Genomic DNA, 15,741 nt, shown 5'->3' on the forward strand with positions numbered 1-15,741 from the left:
GAGCTTTTTATTTTTAGGAATTAGGCGTTTGTATCAAAAATATAAGAAAGTACCTTAATCGCTTGATCAATGGTTTCAACCGTTACGTTGGCTTTTGGGGAAAGTTCTTTTAATGGGTGGTGAAGTGCTTCGGGAGGAATAATAATAAGGGGTTTATTCAGCGCAATTGCGGTATTGGCATCCATTGCTGTATTCCATTGCCGATATTTGTTCTCCCCGAAAAGAGCAATAATCAGATCGGATTTTCCTAAAAGAATCTGTGTTCTTAAGTTGTTAATCTTTGAAGCGGCCTCGTCACGAAAAATAGCATTGGGTTGAGTTCCGAGAACTTGCTCACCGACACTATCTGAACAGTCATGATCCTGCATGGGACTTACAAATTCAATAGGCAAATCAAGTGCAGCAGCCTTTTCTTTAAGCTCTTCACGCCATTGTGTGTGGATTTCACCGGCCAGCTAAACGACAAGGTTCATTTGATTGCACCCCCAAGGTAATAATGTTTTCCTATTCAATTCAGCTTACTTAAACTAAGAAGTAAAGTTCATGAAGTGTTTCCAGGACTTATCCGGAGTAAATCCTGGGGAATTGAGGCTGGTAAAGAGGAGGAAAACAGGTCCTTGCTGCAGAATTCAAATGGAAAGTTGGGTTCCGCGCTCAATGATTTGGTGTGTATGACTACCGGATAAGACTTCGGGGGCGGGGCTTTGCCGATGCCTGCCGGGGTAAGAAATTGGAGGTTCGTATGAAAAGACAGTTTTTGATCCTTATGGTTATAACAGCTGTGCTCCTGAGCGGCTGTACCCGGCAAGGAGAAGCCGTATCCGGTCCGACGGTACCGACACAGGAAGAAAAACCGGACAATGTCTATAACACCATGAGTGAAACGGCTGTTCAATATGGTATTACTCATGAGAATTACCCCCGTATGGATGGCTCAACTTCCACTCAAGGAATCGTCATGGCTATCAATCGGGCCATGTATCGCTATTTGGATAATGAAAATCTGCCCCTGGAAGTCTCCAAAACGGTGCCTTCCTATAAGCGTTTAATCGCCGGAGAAGTGGATCTGATTCTTGTGCCTTACCCCTCCTCGGAGGTTCTCGCTTTAGCTCAAGAATCCGGAGTGGAGCTGGAATTCCATCCTGTGGCTGCGGAAGCCCTTATCTTTATCACACCGGCGGAGAACCCTGCGGATAACATTACGGGGGATCAGGTGCGAACCATTTATCTTGATTATGGTATACAGAGCTGGTCCGGGCTGGGAGGGCCGGATAAGGAACTGATCCCCATTTGCCGGAATGCTGACAGCGGCAGCCAGTCTCAGCTGGACAACCTGGTTTTGTATGATCAGCCCATGCACCCCAAAATCCAAAAGAACTATGTGGAGCTGACCATGGAGGGAATGCTGGAACTGGTGGCTTTTTATCATCATGGGGGATTGGATGGCCAGCCGACCGACAGCTATGCCTTAGGCTATACCCTGTATACCTACCTTCAAAATATGAATGAAGTGACGGGAATCGGTTCGCGATTGAAAATCCTCTCCTTTGAAGGGGTAGAACCAACGGAAGAGAACATTGCCAAAGGGACTTATTCTTTAGCCGACGGCTATTATGCCGTATTAAAGAAGGATTTGCCTGAAGGACATAGTGCCAGAGGGATCCTAAGCTGGCTGCAATCGGATGAAGCGGTAGCCGCCATCAAGGCACAGGGTTTTATTCCCCTGGGTGAATAGCCTATAATTGTTATATTTGTATAAAAATGGCATTGAAGTCCGGCCTTCCGCAGCAGTCTGTGTTGACCGGCGAGGCTAACCTTTTTATGGGCCCGGTTGCGGAGAACTATGTTGCCCAAGCTTTGGCGGCAAATGGGCACAATTTGTATTACTGGACCAGTGAGCATACTGCCGAGCTGGATTTTGTCCTGCAAAAGATATCATCCCGCCTACTGCATTCGCTTCTCAGAGAAGAATTTTGGCAAGACGGATAACCTATGGTCGGTTCTCCTCTATGGAGCCTTTTGTGTCTGAAATGGTCTGAAGTGAAGAAAAGCGCCCTTATCTCCCGTGTATGGTGAGATAAGGGCGCTTTTTATAGGGGGGTGTTCCCTTTGCCTGACGGGAATTAAGTGTTCTTACCGTCTCTTAATTGCTCATAATCCCAAATCAGATAGCTATAAGCTAATTGGGCCAATCCTTGGTAATAAAGAGTCTGAGTGCTGGCTTGAACATCCTGAGTAAACTCTTTTGCCCAGCGCAGCAAATGTTCGTCAAGGAAAGCCAGCTGCTCACGGGCTAATCCTTCAGCCTTCAGGACATCGTCTTCCTCCCAAGCCTCAAGCTCACTGTTGATAAGCTTGCTCATAAACTCCAGCTCCAGGCCGAAATGATCATCCGGCTCAGAGTTCTTGTGAACGAACTCCAGACCGCAGCGTTGATACCACTCTCTGACTTCCAAAGTTGGTTCGCCAAAGGTAAGCTTTTCTTCGGTGCGGTACACGGATTCCCAGGGTGGGGCCGCAAGATGGCCGGGACCAATAAACAGGGTAGTATAATCCTTATTTAGGCTTGAAGTCACATTCACGAGATCGGAGGCACAGTTTTCATTCGTCCAACGAACTAAGTTATCTAAGGCCTCTTGATACTGCTCATCGGCGATATCCAGGGGAAATTCCTTAAAGAGCTGGCGCTGTAAAATCATGGTGACTTGTTCTGCCTGGGGTGGATAGAGAAAGGCTGCGCTTAAGAAGGAGTACATAAATTGGCGGATCTCCAGCAGATCCTTTTGTTCAGTAGTGTCCATTTACCAACCTCCTCAGTATCTGTATGATGAATCATTGCTCCCAGTGGGGTTCTTTTCTGTTCTCAATAGTATAACTATAGTCTGTGACCTATAGTATGGTCATACAAAAAATCCCCTGGGATTTTGGAAGCCTGAACAAACGTGAATGTGATAACTTTATTAAAGAACGGCTTTATCTTTAATTCTACTATAGAACAAGGAGGGAAAGGAATGTCAAAACAACCAGAGTTGCAGAATAAACCTAAAATCAGTCGGCGTGCCTTTGTGAAATGGAGCGCAGCCGCAACAGCTACTGCAGCGATTGCACCATCTCTCGTGGGCTGCAGCACACAGACTCAGGCCAGTGGCGAGCCCGCAGTAGTGCAAGCCGGGCAGCGTCTTGCCGGTGCCGAGGAGAAACCTTCGATTTGCTGGCATAACTGCGGCGGTCGTTGTCAGCTTAAAGCCTATGTCAAGGATGGGGTGGTCGTGAGGTTTGGTACGGATAATGTGGGACCTGATACCCCGGAGGATTTACAGGCCCGGGCCTGTTTAAAAGGCAGAACACAGCGGCAGCGGCTTTATCATCCCGACCGGCTTAAATACCCCATGAAAAGGGTGGGAGAACGGGGCAGCGGCGAATGGGCCCGCATCAGCTGGGAAGAAGCCTACGACATCACCGCCAAGGAGTTGCGCCGGATTGTGGATCAGTATGGCAATGAATCTGTCTACTTTAACTATGCCTGCGGAGCTTATGGCTTACTGAATCAGACCAACTCCAATAACTCTCTGCGCCGGCTCCTTAATATCATGGGTGGCTATCTGCAAAGCTATGGCAATTACAGCCAGGCCAACTATATGTATGCAGTTCCCTATATGTTCGGCGATCCTTATAGCGGCAGTTCCCCCACCACTTTCCCTGATGCCAAACTGATTGTTATGTTTGGTGATAATCCTGCCTGTACCCGGGTAGGCGGCTTTAACTCCACTTATTACCTGAAATTAGCCAAACAAAACGGAGCACGCATTATCGTTATTGATCCCCGCCATAGTGACACAGTGAGCACCTTCGCCGATCAGTGGATTCCCATCCGGCCCACTACGGACAGTGCCCTGGTTGCCGGTATGGCCTATGTTATGATCAGCGAAGGCCTGCACGATCAAGCCTTCCTGGACAAATATTGCCTTGGCTTTGACGAAGAACACATGCCGGAAGGGATTCCCGCCGGTAACTCCTACAAGAGCTACATCCTTGGTGAAAGTGACGGCAAGCCGAAGACACCCGAATGGGCTTCGGGGATCACGGGGATTCCCGTGGAAACCATCAAACAGCTTGCCCGGGACATTGCCGGGACCAAGCCCAGCTTTATCCTGCAAGGACGGGGAATTCAGCGCCATGGCAATGGAGAATTTCAGTCTTTGGCGGTTCCGGTACTGTCATTCATGACCGGCAATGTGGGAATTTTGGGCAGCAATCCGGGCTTGTATGAAGGCGGCCCTTCCGTAAAAACGGGCAACTATCCGATTGGAACGAATCCGATCAAGACAAAAATCTCCATCTTCATGTGGACCGACGCCATTGAAAGAATTTTGACTAAAGAACAGGACCGCATTGAAGGTGCGGACAAAACAAAATCGACTATCAAAATGATCATCAATTACGGCGGCAATACCCTGATCAATCAGCATTCTGATTCCGGGCGGACCGCTGCTCTGCTTAAAGATGACAGCAAATGCGAGTTTATCCTGGGCATGGATAATTTTATGACTCCCAGTATGCAGTACTGCGATATTGTCCTGCCGGGTGTTACCCAGTTTGAAGTCAATGACATGATCACCCGTTCCATGGGCCATGGGGTGGCTTATTACGGGCAAAAACTGGTCGAACCGATGTTTGAGTGCAAGACCATCAATGAAGTGGGCCGCGCTTTGGCGGAAAGACTGGGTGTCTTGACTCAGTTCGACGACGGCAAGTCGGAAGAAGATTATCTGCGGGAATTTGTCGGGGTATCCCAAGCCAGTCATCCTGACTTCCCCTCCTATGAAGAATTCAGGGAAAAAGGAATTTATAAGACCAAAGCAACGAAAGTAGTGGCCTACGAAAAATTCATCAAAGATCCGGAGGCCAATCCTCTGACCACTCCTTCCGGGAAATTTGAGATTTTCTCCAAAGATCTCTATGACATCCAAAACCCGCAGATTCCGGCCATTCCTAAGTATATGGCTGTGGAGGAGGGTCCGGAAGATCCGCTGAAGGAGAAGTATCCCCTGCAATGCATCGGTCACCATACCAAACGCCGCGTACACTCCACTTTCGATAATATGCCCTGGCTGGAAGAAGCGGAAGCTCAAATGCTGTGGCTGAATCCCCAGGACGCTGCGGCTCGGGGGCTCAAAGACCATGATACGGTTAAGGTTTACAATGACCGGGGTACTGTGAAGGTTAAAGTGAAAGTGACCCCCCGTCTGATTCCCGGAGTTTGCTCACTTCCACAGGGAGCCTGGTACACTCCTGACCAAAGCGGTGTTGATGTGAGAGGATGTATCAATACTCTGACGAAATGGACGCCTAATCCCCTTTCCAAAGGCAATCCCCAGCATACGAACTTAGTTCAAATTGAAAAAGCGTAGGAGGTGACGAACGATGGCAAAACAGTATGGATTTTATATGGATCAATCCAATTGTATAGGATGCTTTACCTGTCAGATTGCTTGTAAAGATAAAAATGACTTGGAAGTGGGGCAGTGCTGGCGCAAAGTCCACGAATTCCAAGGGGGCGATACCATCCTGGAAGGCGGGGTGTATCGCAGCAATGTCTTCGCCTACTGGCTGTCCATGAGCTGCAATCACTGCCAGGAACCTAAATGTGTGCAAAACTGCCCGGCCGGAGCCATGTATAAACGGGAAGAAGACGGAATCGTTCTGGTGGACCAAAATAAATGCCTGGGCTGTGGCTACTGCACCTGGTCCTGTCCCTACGGCGCTCCTAAATTGGCAGGGAAAACGGTTTCCAAATGCAATTTCTGTATTGATTTACTGGAACAAGGCAAGAATCCCGCCTGTGTCGATGCCTGCATCATGCGGGTCATTGAGTTTGGGCCAATCGACGAATTGCGTGCCAAATACGGCAATGTGGACGAAGTCAAAGGGTTGCCTTCAGCCCAGATCACCAAACCATGTATCGTCATCAGCCCTCATAAAAAAGCAATTGAGTAGGAAGGAGGGGTAGCATGCATGAATTACCATTATTAACCTTTACCCTATGCTTACAAGCTGCTGTCGGAGCGGTTCTATGGGCTGTTGTCTTTCGGATTAAAGCACAGGATGCGCCTCTTTTTAAACGGAATACTCTTGCGGCACTGAGCCTCGCTGCTGTGGGTATCGTCGCTTCCTTACTCCATTTAGGGAAACCCATGTTGGCTTTGACCAGTATGTTCAACCTGGCTACGTCTTGGTTAAGCCGTGAGATTTTCTTCAGTGGTGCTTTCTTTGGCTTGCTGCTCATCTTCTGGTGGGTGGAGAGAAGGGAAAAAGCCCCCGGCGTCCGCACTGCTTTAGGTGTTATCACAGCGGGTGTAGGCCTGATTGACATCTATGCCATGGCCCGGCTTTATATGGAGAGCATCATGCCCGCCTGGCAAAATGCCAACACCCTGATCAGCTTCTATGCCACGGCCATTGTTCTGGGTGGTGTCGTATTTTATGTTACGGCAGGGGAGCAGCGGGAAAAGCTCCCGCGCATCGATTTAATGCTATGGGCTGTCGTGCTTGTCCAGGCGGCCTTCGCCCTTGGTTATGTGGCAAGTCTGGGGGCTCTCACCGGAGCAGGCAAGGAAACTGCGGCCTTGCTGGCAGGAAGCCAGGCGACCTTGATTTTAAGTTGGTTGTTCACCCTGGGAGGGGTTTTCCTGCTGTCTCTTTCCCGGACGGGCAAGCTGGCTAAGCAAATGAGTTTCTTATATTTAGCCATGGCTGTCATTGTTGTGGGGGAAATCGCCGGCCGTTATCTCTTTTATGTTTCCGGTATTCCGATTGGCCTCGGTTTATAAAATGATTTACCAGCAGCCATGAATAACCCGGCACCTCTCAGGCAAACCTATTCTGGGAGGTGCTTTTTCATGCTGGTAATGAGGGTGTGCCAGGTTTGTGATCAAGTCTTAGGAGAGATGGAGCTGGATGACTTGACCTCGGAGCGTCCCGACTCTATAATAAATATCATTGGGAATGTGGCGTATGCCCTTTGCCCGGATTGTATGAATGAATTGGAAGTCGGGGAGTACCGTCGCTTAAACTAGGCAGTACACACGCCTTACGGCTCTGCGTGGGGTGAAATCTGCCTGTTCCTCCTCTTGTTCATTCTTGCACTTTTTCTGTTTTAATAACTTGTGGTTAGATAACCTATGGAATGATGCTTAAAACTTAGGCGACAATGGGGGTCCTCTTGGCGGATGTCCATGGTTTTGTGTTGCCTGAAAGGAAGGATTTTTTGAAAACCCTCAGCCATTATTTGCGTTTAGGCTTCGATATTGAGGCAGTGGACAAGGCGATATCCTATAAGGAATGGCCGCAAATGATCTATAACTTAACAGGAAGTCAGAAGCCCGCCTTTGCCGCCCAGCTGATCCAAAAGGGTAAGCCGGGGCTGATTATTACTTATTCGGAGGAGCTTGCGCAAAAATGGGTCAATGATTTGCGTTCCTGGCTTCCTGGGGAAGATGTGCTCTATTTTCCCTCCTCGGAATGGCTGCCCTTTGAGGTCCTGGGTAAAAGCCGGGAGACCACCATCGAGAGAATCCGGGTTCTCAACCGTTTGGCACAGGATAACCAATGCACGGTGGTCGTGCCGGCCTTGGCTGTGAATCAGCGGAGCTTTTCCCGCCGCCGCTGGCAGGAGTACATCCTGGAATTAAAGGAAGGGACATCCTATGATCTGAAAGATCTTGCCCAGAAGCTGATCACGGCAGGTTACGAGCGGCTGGACGTAGTGGACGGGAAAGGTCAATTTGCGATTCGGGGCGGGATCATGGATATTGCTCCTCTGGATGGGGAGCCTTTACGGATCGAGTTTTTCGATGATGAAGTGGACTCCATCCGGGTCTTTGATCTGGAGACCCAAAAATCTACTGAGACCCTGAAAAGCGTTAAAATTCCTCCGGCCTTGGAGGTCGTGATTCGCCCTGAGGAATTGGAGAAGCTGGGCTGGGAGGTTCGGGCTCAGGCCAGGAAGCAAGCCGGACGCTTAAACCGCAGCGGTCGTTCGGATGTGGCCGAGCAGGTTATGAAACAAGCCCAGAGGATTGAAGAACGGCTGAGAACAGGCCGGGTGGATGAAAGCATCTATCCCTACCTGAGCCTCCTTGAGGAGCCTTTGGAGCCTTTTTTCTCACTGCTTTCTCAAGATCATTATGTCATTTTGGATGAGCCACTGCGGCTGAAAGAACAGCTGGAGTTCCAACAGAAGGAAAGGCTTGAGGAATATACCCAGGCTTTGGCCAAGGGTGAGGAATTTTATAGCCCTGAGGATCAATTTGTAAGCTATGAACAATTCCTGAGATATGGGGAAAAGCATCCGTTTGTTTTGATCTCCACCTTACCCAGAGAAATTCCCGGGGTGGCTCCGAAACGGATTTTCAATTTAAATGCCCGGCCTTTGACGGGCTTTATGGGGAAAACCGGGATTTTGGTGGATGAGATTGAGCATTGGCAAAAATCCGGCCATATTGTAAATCTTTTCGTTGGCGATGAAGAGCACGCAGAGCGGATGCTGCAAGGTTTAAGGGATCGGGGAGCTCTGGCCAAAAAGCATGAGCTCCATGAGCCGGTTCAGGAGGGCGGAGTCTACGTCTATTCATCCTCCCTTGATCAGGGGTTTGAGCTTCCCTTAAGCAAGCTGATCGTCCTGAGTGAGGCGGAGATTTATAAACGGGAGCGCAAAGCGGCCGTCAAGCGCAAAAAGGCCCCTGAGAAAACAGGGCAGAGGCTGCAATTTGCGGATCTTAAGCCGGGAGACTTTGTGGTCCATGTTCATCATGGCATTGGTCAATTTATGGGCATTGAGCGGATTGCCGTGGGGGGAGTGGAAAAGGACTATTTTTCGGTCAAATATGCCGGCCAGGATAAGCTCTATGTTCCCCTGGATCAGCTTAACTTTTTGCAGAAATATTTAGGGAGTGATGCGGAGACCCTGCCCAAGCTTTATAAGCTGGGGGGCTCCGAATGGAAAAAGGTCAAAGCCAAGGCGAAAAGCGCCATTAAGGAAATGGCCTTTGATTTGGTTAAACTTTATGCTCAGCGGGAAGCGACTAAGGGCTATGCCTTTTCTCCCGATAATGTCTGGCAGCAGGAATTTGAGGAGAAATTCCCCTACCAGGAGACCCCGGATCAAATGCAATGCATCGTCGAAGTCAAACAGGATATGATGCGTCAGCGGCCCATGGATCGCCTGCTCTGTGGGGATGTAGGCTATGGCAAGACCGAGGTGGCCCTGCGGGCGGCCTTTAAGGCGGTTATGGACAGCAAGCAGGTGGCGGTTCTGGTTCCCACCACCATCCTTGCCCAGCAGCATTTTAACACCTTTCAGGAGCGCTTTATGGGCTATCCTGTGAGCATCCAGATGCTGAGCCGTTTTCGTTCCGCCAAGGAGCAGAAACTGATTCTTCAGGGGTTAAAGGAAGGATCCATTGATATAGTGGTGGGGACCCATAAGCTGGTCTCTGATTCGATTAAGTTTAAGGATTTGGGACTTTTAATCGTTGATGAAGAGCAGCGGTTTGGGGTGGCCCATAAAGAGAAGCTGAAAACTCTTAAAGCCAATGTGGATGTCCTGACCCTGTCGGCTACGCCCATTCCACGGACTCTGCATATGTCTCTGGTAGGGGTGCGGGACCTCAGTATCATTGAGACCCCGCCGGAGGATCGCTTTCCCGTCCAGACCTATGTGGCGGAATTCCGTCCGGATGTAGTGAGAGAGGCCATTCGCCGGGAGATCCAGCGGGGAGGCCAGGTCTTCTTTGTCCATAACCGTGTGGAAGATATGGAGCAGGTGGTTCATTTCCTCAGCCAGTTGGTGCCTGAGGCCCGTTACGGCATCGCCCACGGGCAGATGAGCGAAAAAGAGCTGGAGCAGGAGATGCTGGCTTTCCTGGAGCATGAAAGCGATGTCCTGGTCTGCACCACTATCATTGAGACGGGTTTGGATATGCCTAATGTCAACACCCTGATCATTGATGAGGCTGATCGCCTTGGTCTGGGGCAGCTTTATCAGCTGCGGGGCCGGGTAGGGCGTTCCAATCGCCGGGCTTATTCCTACTTTTTATATAAACCCCAGAAGGTTCTCACCGAGGTGGCTGAAAAACGCCTGGCAGCCATACGGGAATTTACCGAGTTTGGCTCCGGCCTTAAAATTGCCATGCGGGATTTGGAGATTCGCGGGGCCGGGAATCTGATTGGCGCCCAACAGCATGGTCATTTAGCTGCCTTGGGATTTGAGCTTTATAGCCAGATGCTTAAGGAAGCGGTTCAGGAGCTCAAGGGTGAGAAGGTGGAGGAAAAGATCGAGACCAGTATCGAGGTTCAGGTGGATGCCTATCTGCCGGACATCTATATTGGGGAGCGTCAGCTTAAGGCGGCTCTCTATCAGCGGATGGTAGCCATCGATAATGAAGAGGACCTCAGTATGATGATCGATGAATTGATCGACCGCTTCGGCACTCCGCCGCGGGAAGTGGAGAACCTTTTGAAGATTGTCCGGATTAAATGGATGGCCTCAGGGATGAAGATTGAGCAGATTCAGCAGCTCAAGCAGCAGATGGTGTTCCGCTTTGCGGCTGACCCCGGCATATCCGGGGAAATGCTGATGACCATGGCGACCCAATCCCCCTATCCGGTTTCCTTTGGAACCACCGGCAACGGCAATCTTGAGATTAAAGTTCGTTTGCGTTCCGTGGTCCAAGAAGAGCTTTTAGAGGCGATTCATAAAGTATTAATGGTATTTAATGGTATTGCGTCCAAAACAGCATCCTGATATAATTGCTTTTAACGGATGCGAAAGGGTGTGTAATAATGAGGAGTTTCCGTAAAGGAATAATTGCGGCCTTAGTTTTGACCTTGGCCTTGACTGGATGTTCTTCCGCCGGCGGGGATCAGTGGGCAGCCAAAGTGAATGGCGAAACCATCACAGAGCAGGACTTTGCCGCTCGGGTCTCTAATGTGCAAAAGGCCTATGAAGGCATGGGAATGGACTTCAGCACCGATCAGGGCAAAGAGGCATTAAATCAAGTGAAGAGCCAGGTTCTTGAAGCGATGATTGCTTCCCGGCTTGTCATACAGGAAGCGCAAAGACTTAAGCTGGATGTCAATGATCCATCGATTCTGGAGCAGGAAAAGAACATTATTCAAATGGTTGGGGATGAAAGTCAATATCAGGAATGGCTTAAACAGCAAGCCATGACGGAAGATGAAGTGAAAAATTACTTTGCTCTATCCGCTGAAATAACCAAAGATGTAACGGTAACCCCGGAGCAGGAGAAGACCTTCTTCGAGAATAACCAGGAGCTCTACGGCGGTAAAGGAGAGGAAGTTCAAGCCCGCCACATCCTGGTGGAGACAGAGGATGAAGCGAAAGCCATTATCGCTCAACTGGACGGCGGAGCGGATTTCTCCGAATTGGCTAAGGAAAAGTCCACTGATACGGGTTCCCAAAGCTCCGGCGGGTATTTAGGGTCTTTTGGCAAGGGAAAAATGGTTCCGGAGTTTGAGGAGGCGGCTTTTGCCCAAGAAGTAGGCACCTATACGAAAACACCGGTTAAATCGGAATTCGGTTATCATATCATCTTGGTCGAAGATCATAAGGCGGCTACCAAAGCGGATTATGAAGCAGTCAAGGGCCAAGTGACGGAAGATGCTTTAGCCGATGCCAAGGCTCAAAAATTCGGGGGCTATTTCGACGAATTGCGGGAGAAGGCCCAGGCCAATATTGAGTACTCGGAAAAATACAAACCGGCCGTTTAACGAACAATTAAAGAACAAGGATTTATCCAAGGTGAATGCTTGACAATCAATGAAGATATACTTAGAAAGAGATTCTTTTTAAGTATATCTTTTTCGATCCCTAAACTTTCCTTATCCAGTTTAGTAACTTCATGGAAAAAAATGAATAATAGAGAATCACCAGATATATACTATCTATGAAGTTAAAGACAACGCAAAATTTTCCACAGGCAGGACAGTTGTCAGATTAACTTAAGCTTTAAGGTGGTCTTGCTGTGTCTGTAACGGCCCCAAACCAGGCGGCACGTAATGACTATAAGGAGGGAAGAGCGTACATGAAAGCAACAGGCATCGTGAGAAGAATTGATGATCTTGGTCGTGTTGTTATTCCAAAGGAAATACGTCGGACACTTCGCATTCGAGAGGGAGATCCCTTAGAGATCTTCGTGGATCGGGAAGGGGAAGTGATCCTTAAGAAGTACTCTCCCATTGGTGAATTGGGTGACTTCGCCAAGGAATATGCAGATTCTCTTTATGAGGCGACCGGTCATATCGCATGTATTGCCGATCGGGATGTGATTATCGCCGTATCGGGGGCTTCTAAGAAGGAATACTTAAATAAGCCTATCTGGTCCAGCATTGAGCAGGCGATGGCTGAACGGAAGACCGTGCAGCTTAAAGCCGGTGAAGGTAAGTCGGATGAAGATGAGGAACATGTTAAGTTAACGAGCCAAGTGGCAGCTCCAATCATTGCCGAAGGCGATCCGATCGGGGCAGTGATTCTGATGTCAAAGGATCCGAATGTGAAGATGGGTGATTTGGAATTAAAATTAGTGGAGACGGCTGCTGGTTTTCTAGCCAAACAAATGGAACAATAAATCCTTCAGGCAAATTTGGAGCGGCAGCAGGCCGCTTCAATTTTTTATACTGTGAACCTTCCCTCCTTTTATTTGCTGAATTTTTATCGGGGACCAAGGTGTGATACACTAGAGGAAGCCTAGGAGGGATGTTGATGAGTAATATATTGCATGTGGTGGGCTTGGGACCGGCAGGGCTGGAGTCTATGACCCTTGGGGATTACCGGATGATTAAAGAGGCCCGGCGGGTTTTTTTGCGGACGGTCAATCACCCCTGCGCTCAGGATTTGCTTGCTGAAGGACTTCAAGCGGAATCCTTTGACTATCTGTATGAGCGGGAGAATTCCTTTGAGAGGATCTATGAGGAGATCGTCAGTCGCTTGGAGAAGGAGTGCGAGCTCTACCCTGAAGTGGTGTATGGGGTTCCCGGTCATCCGACGGTGGCTGAACGCAGTGTGGTGCTTCTGGTGGACAAGCTGTCGGAGCGCTTTCAGGTTAAGGTGCATCCGGCCGTGAGTTTTCTCGATCCCCTTTTCGCGGCGATACCTATGGATCCTGTGGAAGGTTTTTTGCTGCGCAATTACGATGCCCTTAAAGGGAGCGGGATTACCGGTAAGGAATGGCTGATTATACCTCAGGTTTATGATGGTTTTATTGCTTCCGAGGTGAAGCTGGATTTAATGGATATCTATCCGGATGAGGTTGAACTCTATGTGGTTCAGGCTTTGGGGACAAAAATGCAGAAGGTTTTGCAATGTCCCTTGTATCAGTTGGATCATCAAACCTTTGATCATTTAACCACGGTAGTTGTTCCTCCCTGCGGCGAGGGTATTTCCATGACGAAGCTTTTGGAGGTCATGAGTACCTTGCGGGGTCAGGGGGGATGCCCCTGGGACGCGGAACAGACTCATGATTCCCTCAAACCCTACCTTATTGAGGAAAGCTACGAGGTTCTTGAGGCGATTGAGGCCCAGGATATGTATAATTTGGCTGAAGAGTTGGGAGACTTATTATTACAAGTAGTATTCCACGCTCAAGTGGCTCAGGAGGCGGGAGAATTCCAGTTTCAGGATGTTCTCAAGGAAATCATCGAAAAGATGATTCGCCGCCATCCCCATGTCTTCGGCGATGTCCGGGTGCAGAACTCTGCCGAGGTGCTCAGCAATTGGGACCAGATTAAAAAAGAGGAAAAGGGGGAAAAAGCGGAAGAAGAATTATTCAGTTTTCCTAGAGGTCTGCCTGCCTTGATGCTGGCGGTGAAGACCCAGAAGAAAGTGGCCAAATTCGGCTTTGATTGGCCGGATCTTAAAGGCCCCTTAGCCAAGGTCTATGAAGAATTAAAAGAATTGGAAGAGGCCATGGCGGAACAAAAAGGAATCCAGGAGGAATTCGGAGATATACTCTTTGCTCTTGTTAATTTATCCCGATTCATAAAGTGTGACCCGGAAGATTCCCTGCGCCAGGCGATCCGAAAATTTCAGTTGCGTTTCTTAGAAATGGCAAAATTAGCGGGTCAGGCTGGAGAAGGACTGGGGGATTTGAGCCTCGAAAAGATGGATTATTATTGGGAAATAGCTAAAAGCAAAGAAAAAAACAAAGAGATTGGCAACAATCCAGAAATAAAAGCAGGAGTTTGAGCATTTATCGCGAAAATATAACGCTGAAACTCAATACATATTTGGGAGGGAATCGTTTTGAATAAGGCTGATTTAGTGGCTGCTGTTGCAGAAAAAGCTGAAGTATCTAAGAAGGATGCTGAAAAGGCGGTCAACGCTGTTTTTGCTTCAATCGAAGAAGCATTGGCAAAAAACGAGAAGGTTCAATTAGTTGGTTTCGGTACTTTTGAAGTGAAAGATCGTGCTGAACGTACCGGCAGAAATCCTCAAACCAAAGAAGCTATTGTTATTCCGGCTTCCAAGGTTCCTGGATTTAAAGCAGGAAAGGCTTTAAAAGACGCTGTTCAACAATAGAACTTTTGAGAAATAAATCAGGTCCGTCAGGGCCTGATTTTTCTCTATAGACCGCTGTTTTTGGAGATAACACCATATTTGAGGGGATGACCATGCGAATTGATAAGTATTTGAAAGTTTCCCGGTTGATTAAACGCCGAACGGTGGCTAAAGATATCTGTGAAGGAGAAAAGATCCGGCTTAATGGCCGGATTGCCAAGCCGTCGGCAGAAGTCAAGCCAGGGGATATCGTGACCCTGGAGATGGCCCGCCACCTTCTGGAAGTGCGGGTTCTTTCCACGCCTAACAGTGCCAAGGCCAATGAGGCTCATCTGCTTTATGAGGTGTTGAAGGATGAGAAGCGCGGGGGGCAAGAGGAGAGCTGAGGCAGCCCTATGCTGCCCATGTTGCTCATGTTGCCTATGCTGCTCTGATGGTGCGGGTAGGAATGAAAGCTTTTTGCTCGGGTCGCGTAGCTTTACGCACAACGCGTACTCCATAGCTCCGGGGCTGGTCCACTCGCTTTCTTAACAGCTACACCAAACCTCAGGGTAGTACCTGATGTGAACCGTGGCTCCGCTATGTTAAGAAAGCTTCGTTGACCCGACCGCCCCTCCGCTAAATCCGTCCGCTTTTGTACGTAAAGCTACTGCTTGCGGGTTTCCTTTCAGTTTTTCCTTGGAGCCCTGGGGGGATTGAGGTTGGGGAAGCCCGAGACCCGAAGGCTGGGCTCTTTGTGAGGCTCTTGCGAAGGATTTTTGGGATCACTCAGGCCTTCTGCAGAGCCTTGCCTAGGGTCGCCGACCCTGCCGCTTAAGCGGCGTCGGTAAAGACGGAAAAAGCGGCTTGGGTAGGGCAGCTTGCCCAGCATTTCCTATAAAGTCCCGCTCACGCAGACCCGGAAAGCAGCCCAAGGATTTTGATTTACACAAGGGAAGCGATTTTAAGCGAGCGGAAACAAAACTTCGCGAAAAGCACGCAGCGGAGAAAGGTTGGAAACAGGACGTTTCCAACCCGCCATTGAGCAGGAGCGATTTGACGGGGCACCTTTCGGAGCGGCGGGCTTTTCGCGTTAGTTTTGTCCGCGCAGCTTATGGAGCGACCGGTGTAAAGCAAAATCCTGGAGACTCCCGGAGACACTGCTCTTAAAGTCCTTTGAACCCAGC

14 protein-coding genes are annotated in these 15,741 nt (G+C 49.1%); 12 read left to right on the forward strand and 2 right to left on the reverse strand.

The window, feature by feature from the left end; genetic code table 11:
* Positions 1–20: 20 nt before the first annotated feature.
* Complete coding sequence (locus BUA14_RS10475; protein ID WP_345788630.1) at positions 21–455, reverse strand: YtoQ family protein; 435 nt, start codon at positions 453–455, stop codon at positions 21–23.
* Positions 456–742: 287 nt separating this feature from the next.
* Between BUA14_RS10475 and BUA14_RS10480 the strand changes: the two genes are divergently transcribed.
* Entirely contained in the window at positions 743–1,735 is a 993-nt protein-coding gene (locus tag BUA14_RS10480) for a PstS family phosphate ABC transporter substrate-binding protein (protein WP_072772553.1), read from the forward strand.
* 86 nt (positions 1,736–1,821) lie between these two features.
* Complete coding sequence (locus BUA14_RS28505) at positions 1,822–1,989, forward strand: DUF4143 domain-containing protein (protein WP_242954624.1); 168 nt, start codon at positions 1,822–1,824, stop codon at positions 1,987–1,989.
* Positions 1,990–2,123: 134 nt separating this feature from the next.
* On the opposite strand, the gene BUA14_RS10490 is transcribed toward BUA14_RS28505, so the two are convergent.
* Complete coding sequence (locus BUA14_RS10490) at positions 2,124–2,801, reverse strand: TorD/DmsD family molecular chaperone (RefSeq protein ID WP_072772555.1); 678 nt, start codon at positions 2,799–2,801, stop codon at positions 2,124–2,126.
* A 210-nt stretch (positions 2,802–3,011) separates the two neighbouring features.
* On the opposite strand from BUA14_RS10490, the gene BUA14_RS10495 reads away from it, so the two are divergent.
* The 10 genes from BUA14_RS10495 (at position 3,012) to BUA14_RS10535 (ending at position 14,961) form a co-directional block, all read left to right on the forward strand.
* The gene (locus BUA14_RS10495; protein ID WP_072772556.1) at positions 3,012–5,411 is read left to right on the forward strand and encodes a dimethyl sulfoxide reductase subunit A; all 2,400 of its coding nucleotides are present in this window, start codon (positions 3,012–3,014) and stop codon (positions 5,409–5,411) included.
* Between the two features lie 13 nt (positions 5,412–5,424).
* Complete coding sequence (locus BUA14_RS10500) at positions 5,425–5,997, forward strand: DMSO/selenate family reductase complex B subunit (protein WP_005814880.1); 573 nt, start codon at positions 5,425–5,427, stop codon at positions 5,995–5,997.
* Between the two features lie 14 nt (positions 5,998–6,011).
* Positions 6,012–6,830 (forward strand): dimethyl sulfoxide reductase anchor subunit family protein, encoded by an 819-nt coding sequence (locus BUA14_RS10505; protein ID WP_072772557.1) that lies wholly within the window; start codon positions 6,012–6,014, stop codon positions 6,828–6,830.
* A gap of 69 nt (positions 6,831–6,899) precedes the next feature.
* A complete protein-coding gene (locus BUA14_RS27880; protein WP_015942590.1) occupies positions 6,900–7,076 on the forward strand; it encodes a hypothetical protein in 177 nt (58 codons plus the stop codon).
* A gap of 134 nt (positions 7,077–7,210) precedes the next feature.
* Positions 7,211–10,804, forward strand: coding sequence for a transcription-repair coupling factor (gene mfd / locus BUA14_RS10510; protein WP_072772558.1), 3,594 nt, complete (start codon positions 7,211–7,213; stop codon positions 10,802–10,804).
* Between the two features lie 38 nt (positions 10,805–10,842).
* On the forward strand, positions 10,843–11,790 hold the full coding sequence (locus BUA14_RS10515) for a peptidylprolyl isomerase (protein WP_072772559.1): 948 nt from the start codon (positions 10,843–10,845) through the stop codon (positions 11,788–11,790).
* Positions 11,791–12,104: 314 nt separating this feature from the next.
* On the forward strand, positions 12,105–12,647 hold the full coding sequence (gene spoVT, locus BUA14_RS10520; RefSeq protein ID WP_072772560.1) for a stage V sporulation protein T: 543 nt from the start codon (positions 12,105–12,107) through the stop codon (positions 12,645–12,647).
* Positions 12,648–12,781: 134 nt separating this feature from the next.
* A complete protein-coding gene (yabN, locus tag BUA14_RS10525; RefSeq protein WP_072772561.1) occupies positions 12,782–14,263 on the forward strand; it encodes a bifunctional methyltransferase/pyrophosphohydrolase YabN in 1,482 nt (493 codons plus the stop codon).
* Positions 14,264–14,320: 57 nt separating this feature from the next.
* Positions 14,321–14,596, forward strand: a complete 276-nt coding sequence (locus BUA14_RS10530) for an HU family DNA-binding protein (protein ID WP_005814866.1) — start codon at positions 14,321–14,323, stop codon at positions 14,594–14,596.
* A 92-nt stretch (positions 14,597–14,688) separates the two neighbouring features.
* The gene (locus BUA14_RS10535) at positions 14,689–14,961 is read left to right on the forward strand and encodes an RNA-binding S4 domain-containing protein (RefSeq protein WP_018211838.1); all 273 of its coding nucleotides are present in this window, start codon (positions 14,689–14,691) and stop codon (positions 14,959–14,961) included.
* Positions 14,962–15,741 lie beyond the last annotated feature (780 nt).

This window comes from Desulfitobacterium chlororespirans DSM 11544 (assembly GCF_900143285.1).
Classification (GTDB): Bacteria; Bacillota; Desulfitobacteriia; order Desulfitobacteriales; family Desulfitobacteriaceae; genus Desulfitobacterium; species Desulfitobacterium chlororespirans.

Bases quoted from the DNA above. Each gene is read 5' to 3' on its own strand.
- BUA14_RS10480 (WP_072772553.1), top strand. From the start codon at position 743: ATGAAAAGACAGTTTTTGATCCTTATGGTTATAACAGCTGTGCTCCTG.
- BUA14_RS28505 (WP_242954624.1), top strand. From the start codon at position 1,822: ATGGGCCCGGTTGCGGAGAACTATGTTGCCCAAGCTTTGGCGGCAAAT.
- BUA14_RS10490 (WP_072772555.1), bottom strand. From the start codon at position 2,801: ATGGACACTACTGAACAAAAGGATCTGCTGGAGATCCGCCAATTTATG.
- BUA14_RS10495 (WP_072772556.1), top strand. From the start codon at position 3,012: ATGTCAAAACAACCAGAGTTGCAGAATAAACCTAAAATCAGTCGGCGT.
- BUA14_RS10500 (WP_005814880.1), top strand. From the start codon at position 5,425: ATGGCAAAACAGTATGGATTTTATATGGATCAATCCAATTGTATAGGA.
- BUA14_RS10505 (WP_072772557.1), top strand. From the start codon at position 6,012: ATGCATGAATTACCATTATTAACCTTTACCCTATGCTTACAAGCTGCT.
- BUA14_RS27880 (WP_015942590.1), top strand. From the start codon at position 6,900: ATGCTGGTAATGAGGGTGTGCCAGGTTTGTGATCAAGTCTTAGGAGAG.
- mfd (WP_072772558.1), top strand. From the start codon at position 7,211: ATGGGGGTCCTCTTGGCGGATGTCCATGGTTTTGTGTTGCCTGAAAGG.
- BUA14_RS10515 (WP_072772559.1), top strand. From the start codon at position 10,843: ATGAGGAGTTTCCGTAAAGGAATAATTGCGGCCTTAGTTTTGACCTTG.
- spoVT (WP_072772560.1), top strand. From the start codon at position 12,105: ATGAAAGCAACAGGCATCGTGAGAAGAATTGATGATCTTGGTCGTGTT.
- yabN (WP_072772561.1), top strand. From the start codon at position 12,782: ATGAGTAATATATTGCATGTGGTGGGCTTGGGACCGGCAGGGCTGGAG.
- BUA14_RS10535 (WP_018211838.1), top strand. From the start codon at position 14,689: ATGCGAATTGATAAGTATTTGAAAGTTTCCCGGTTGATTAAACGCCGA.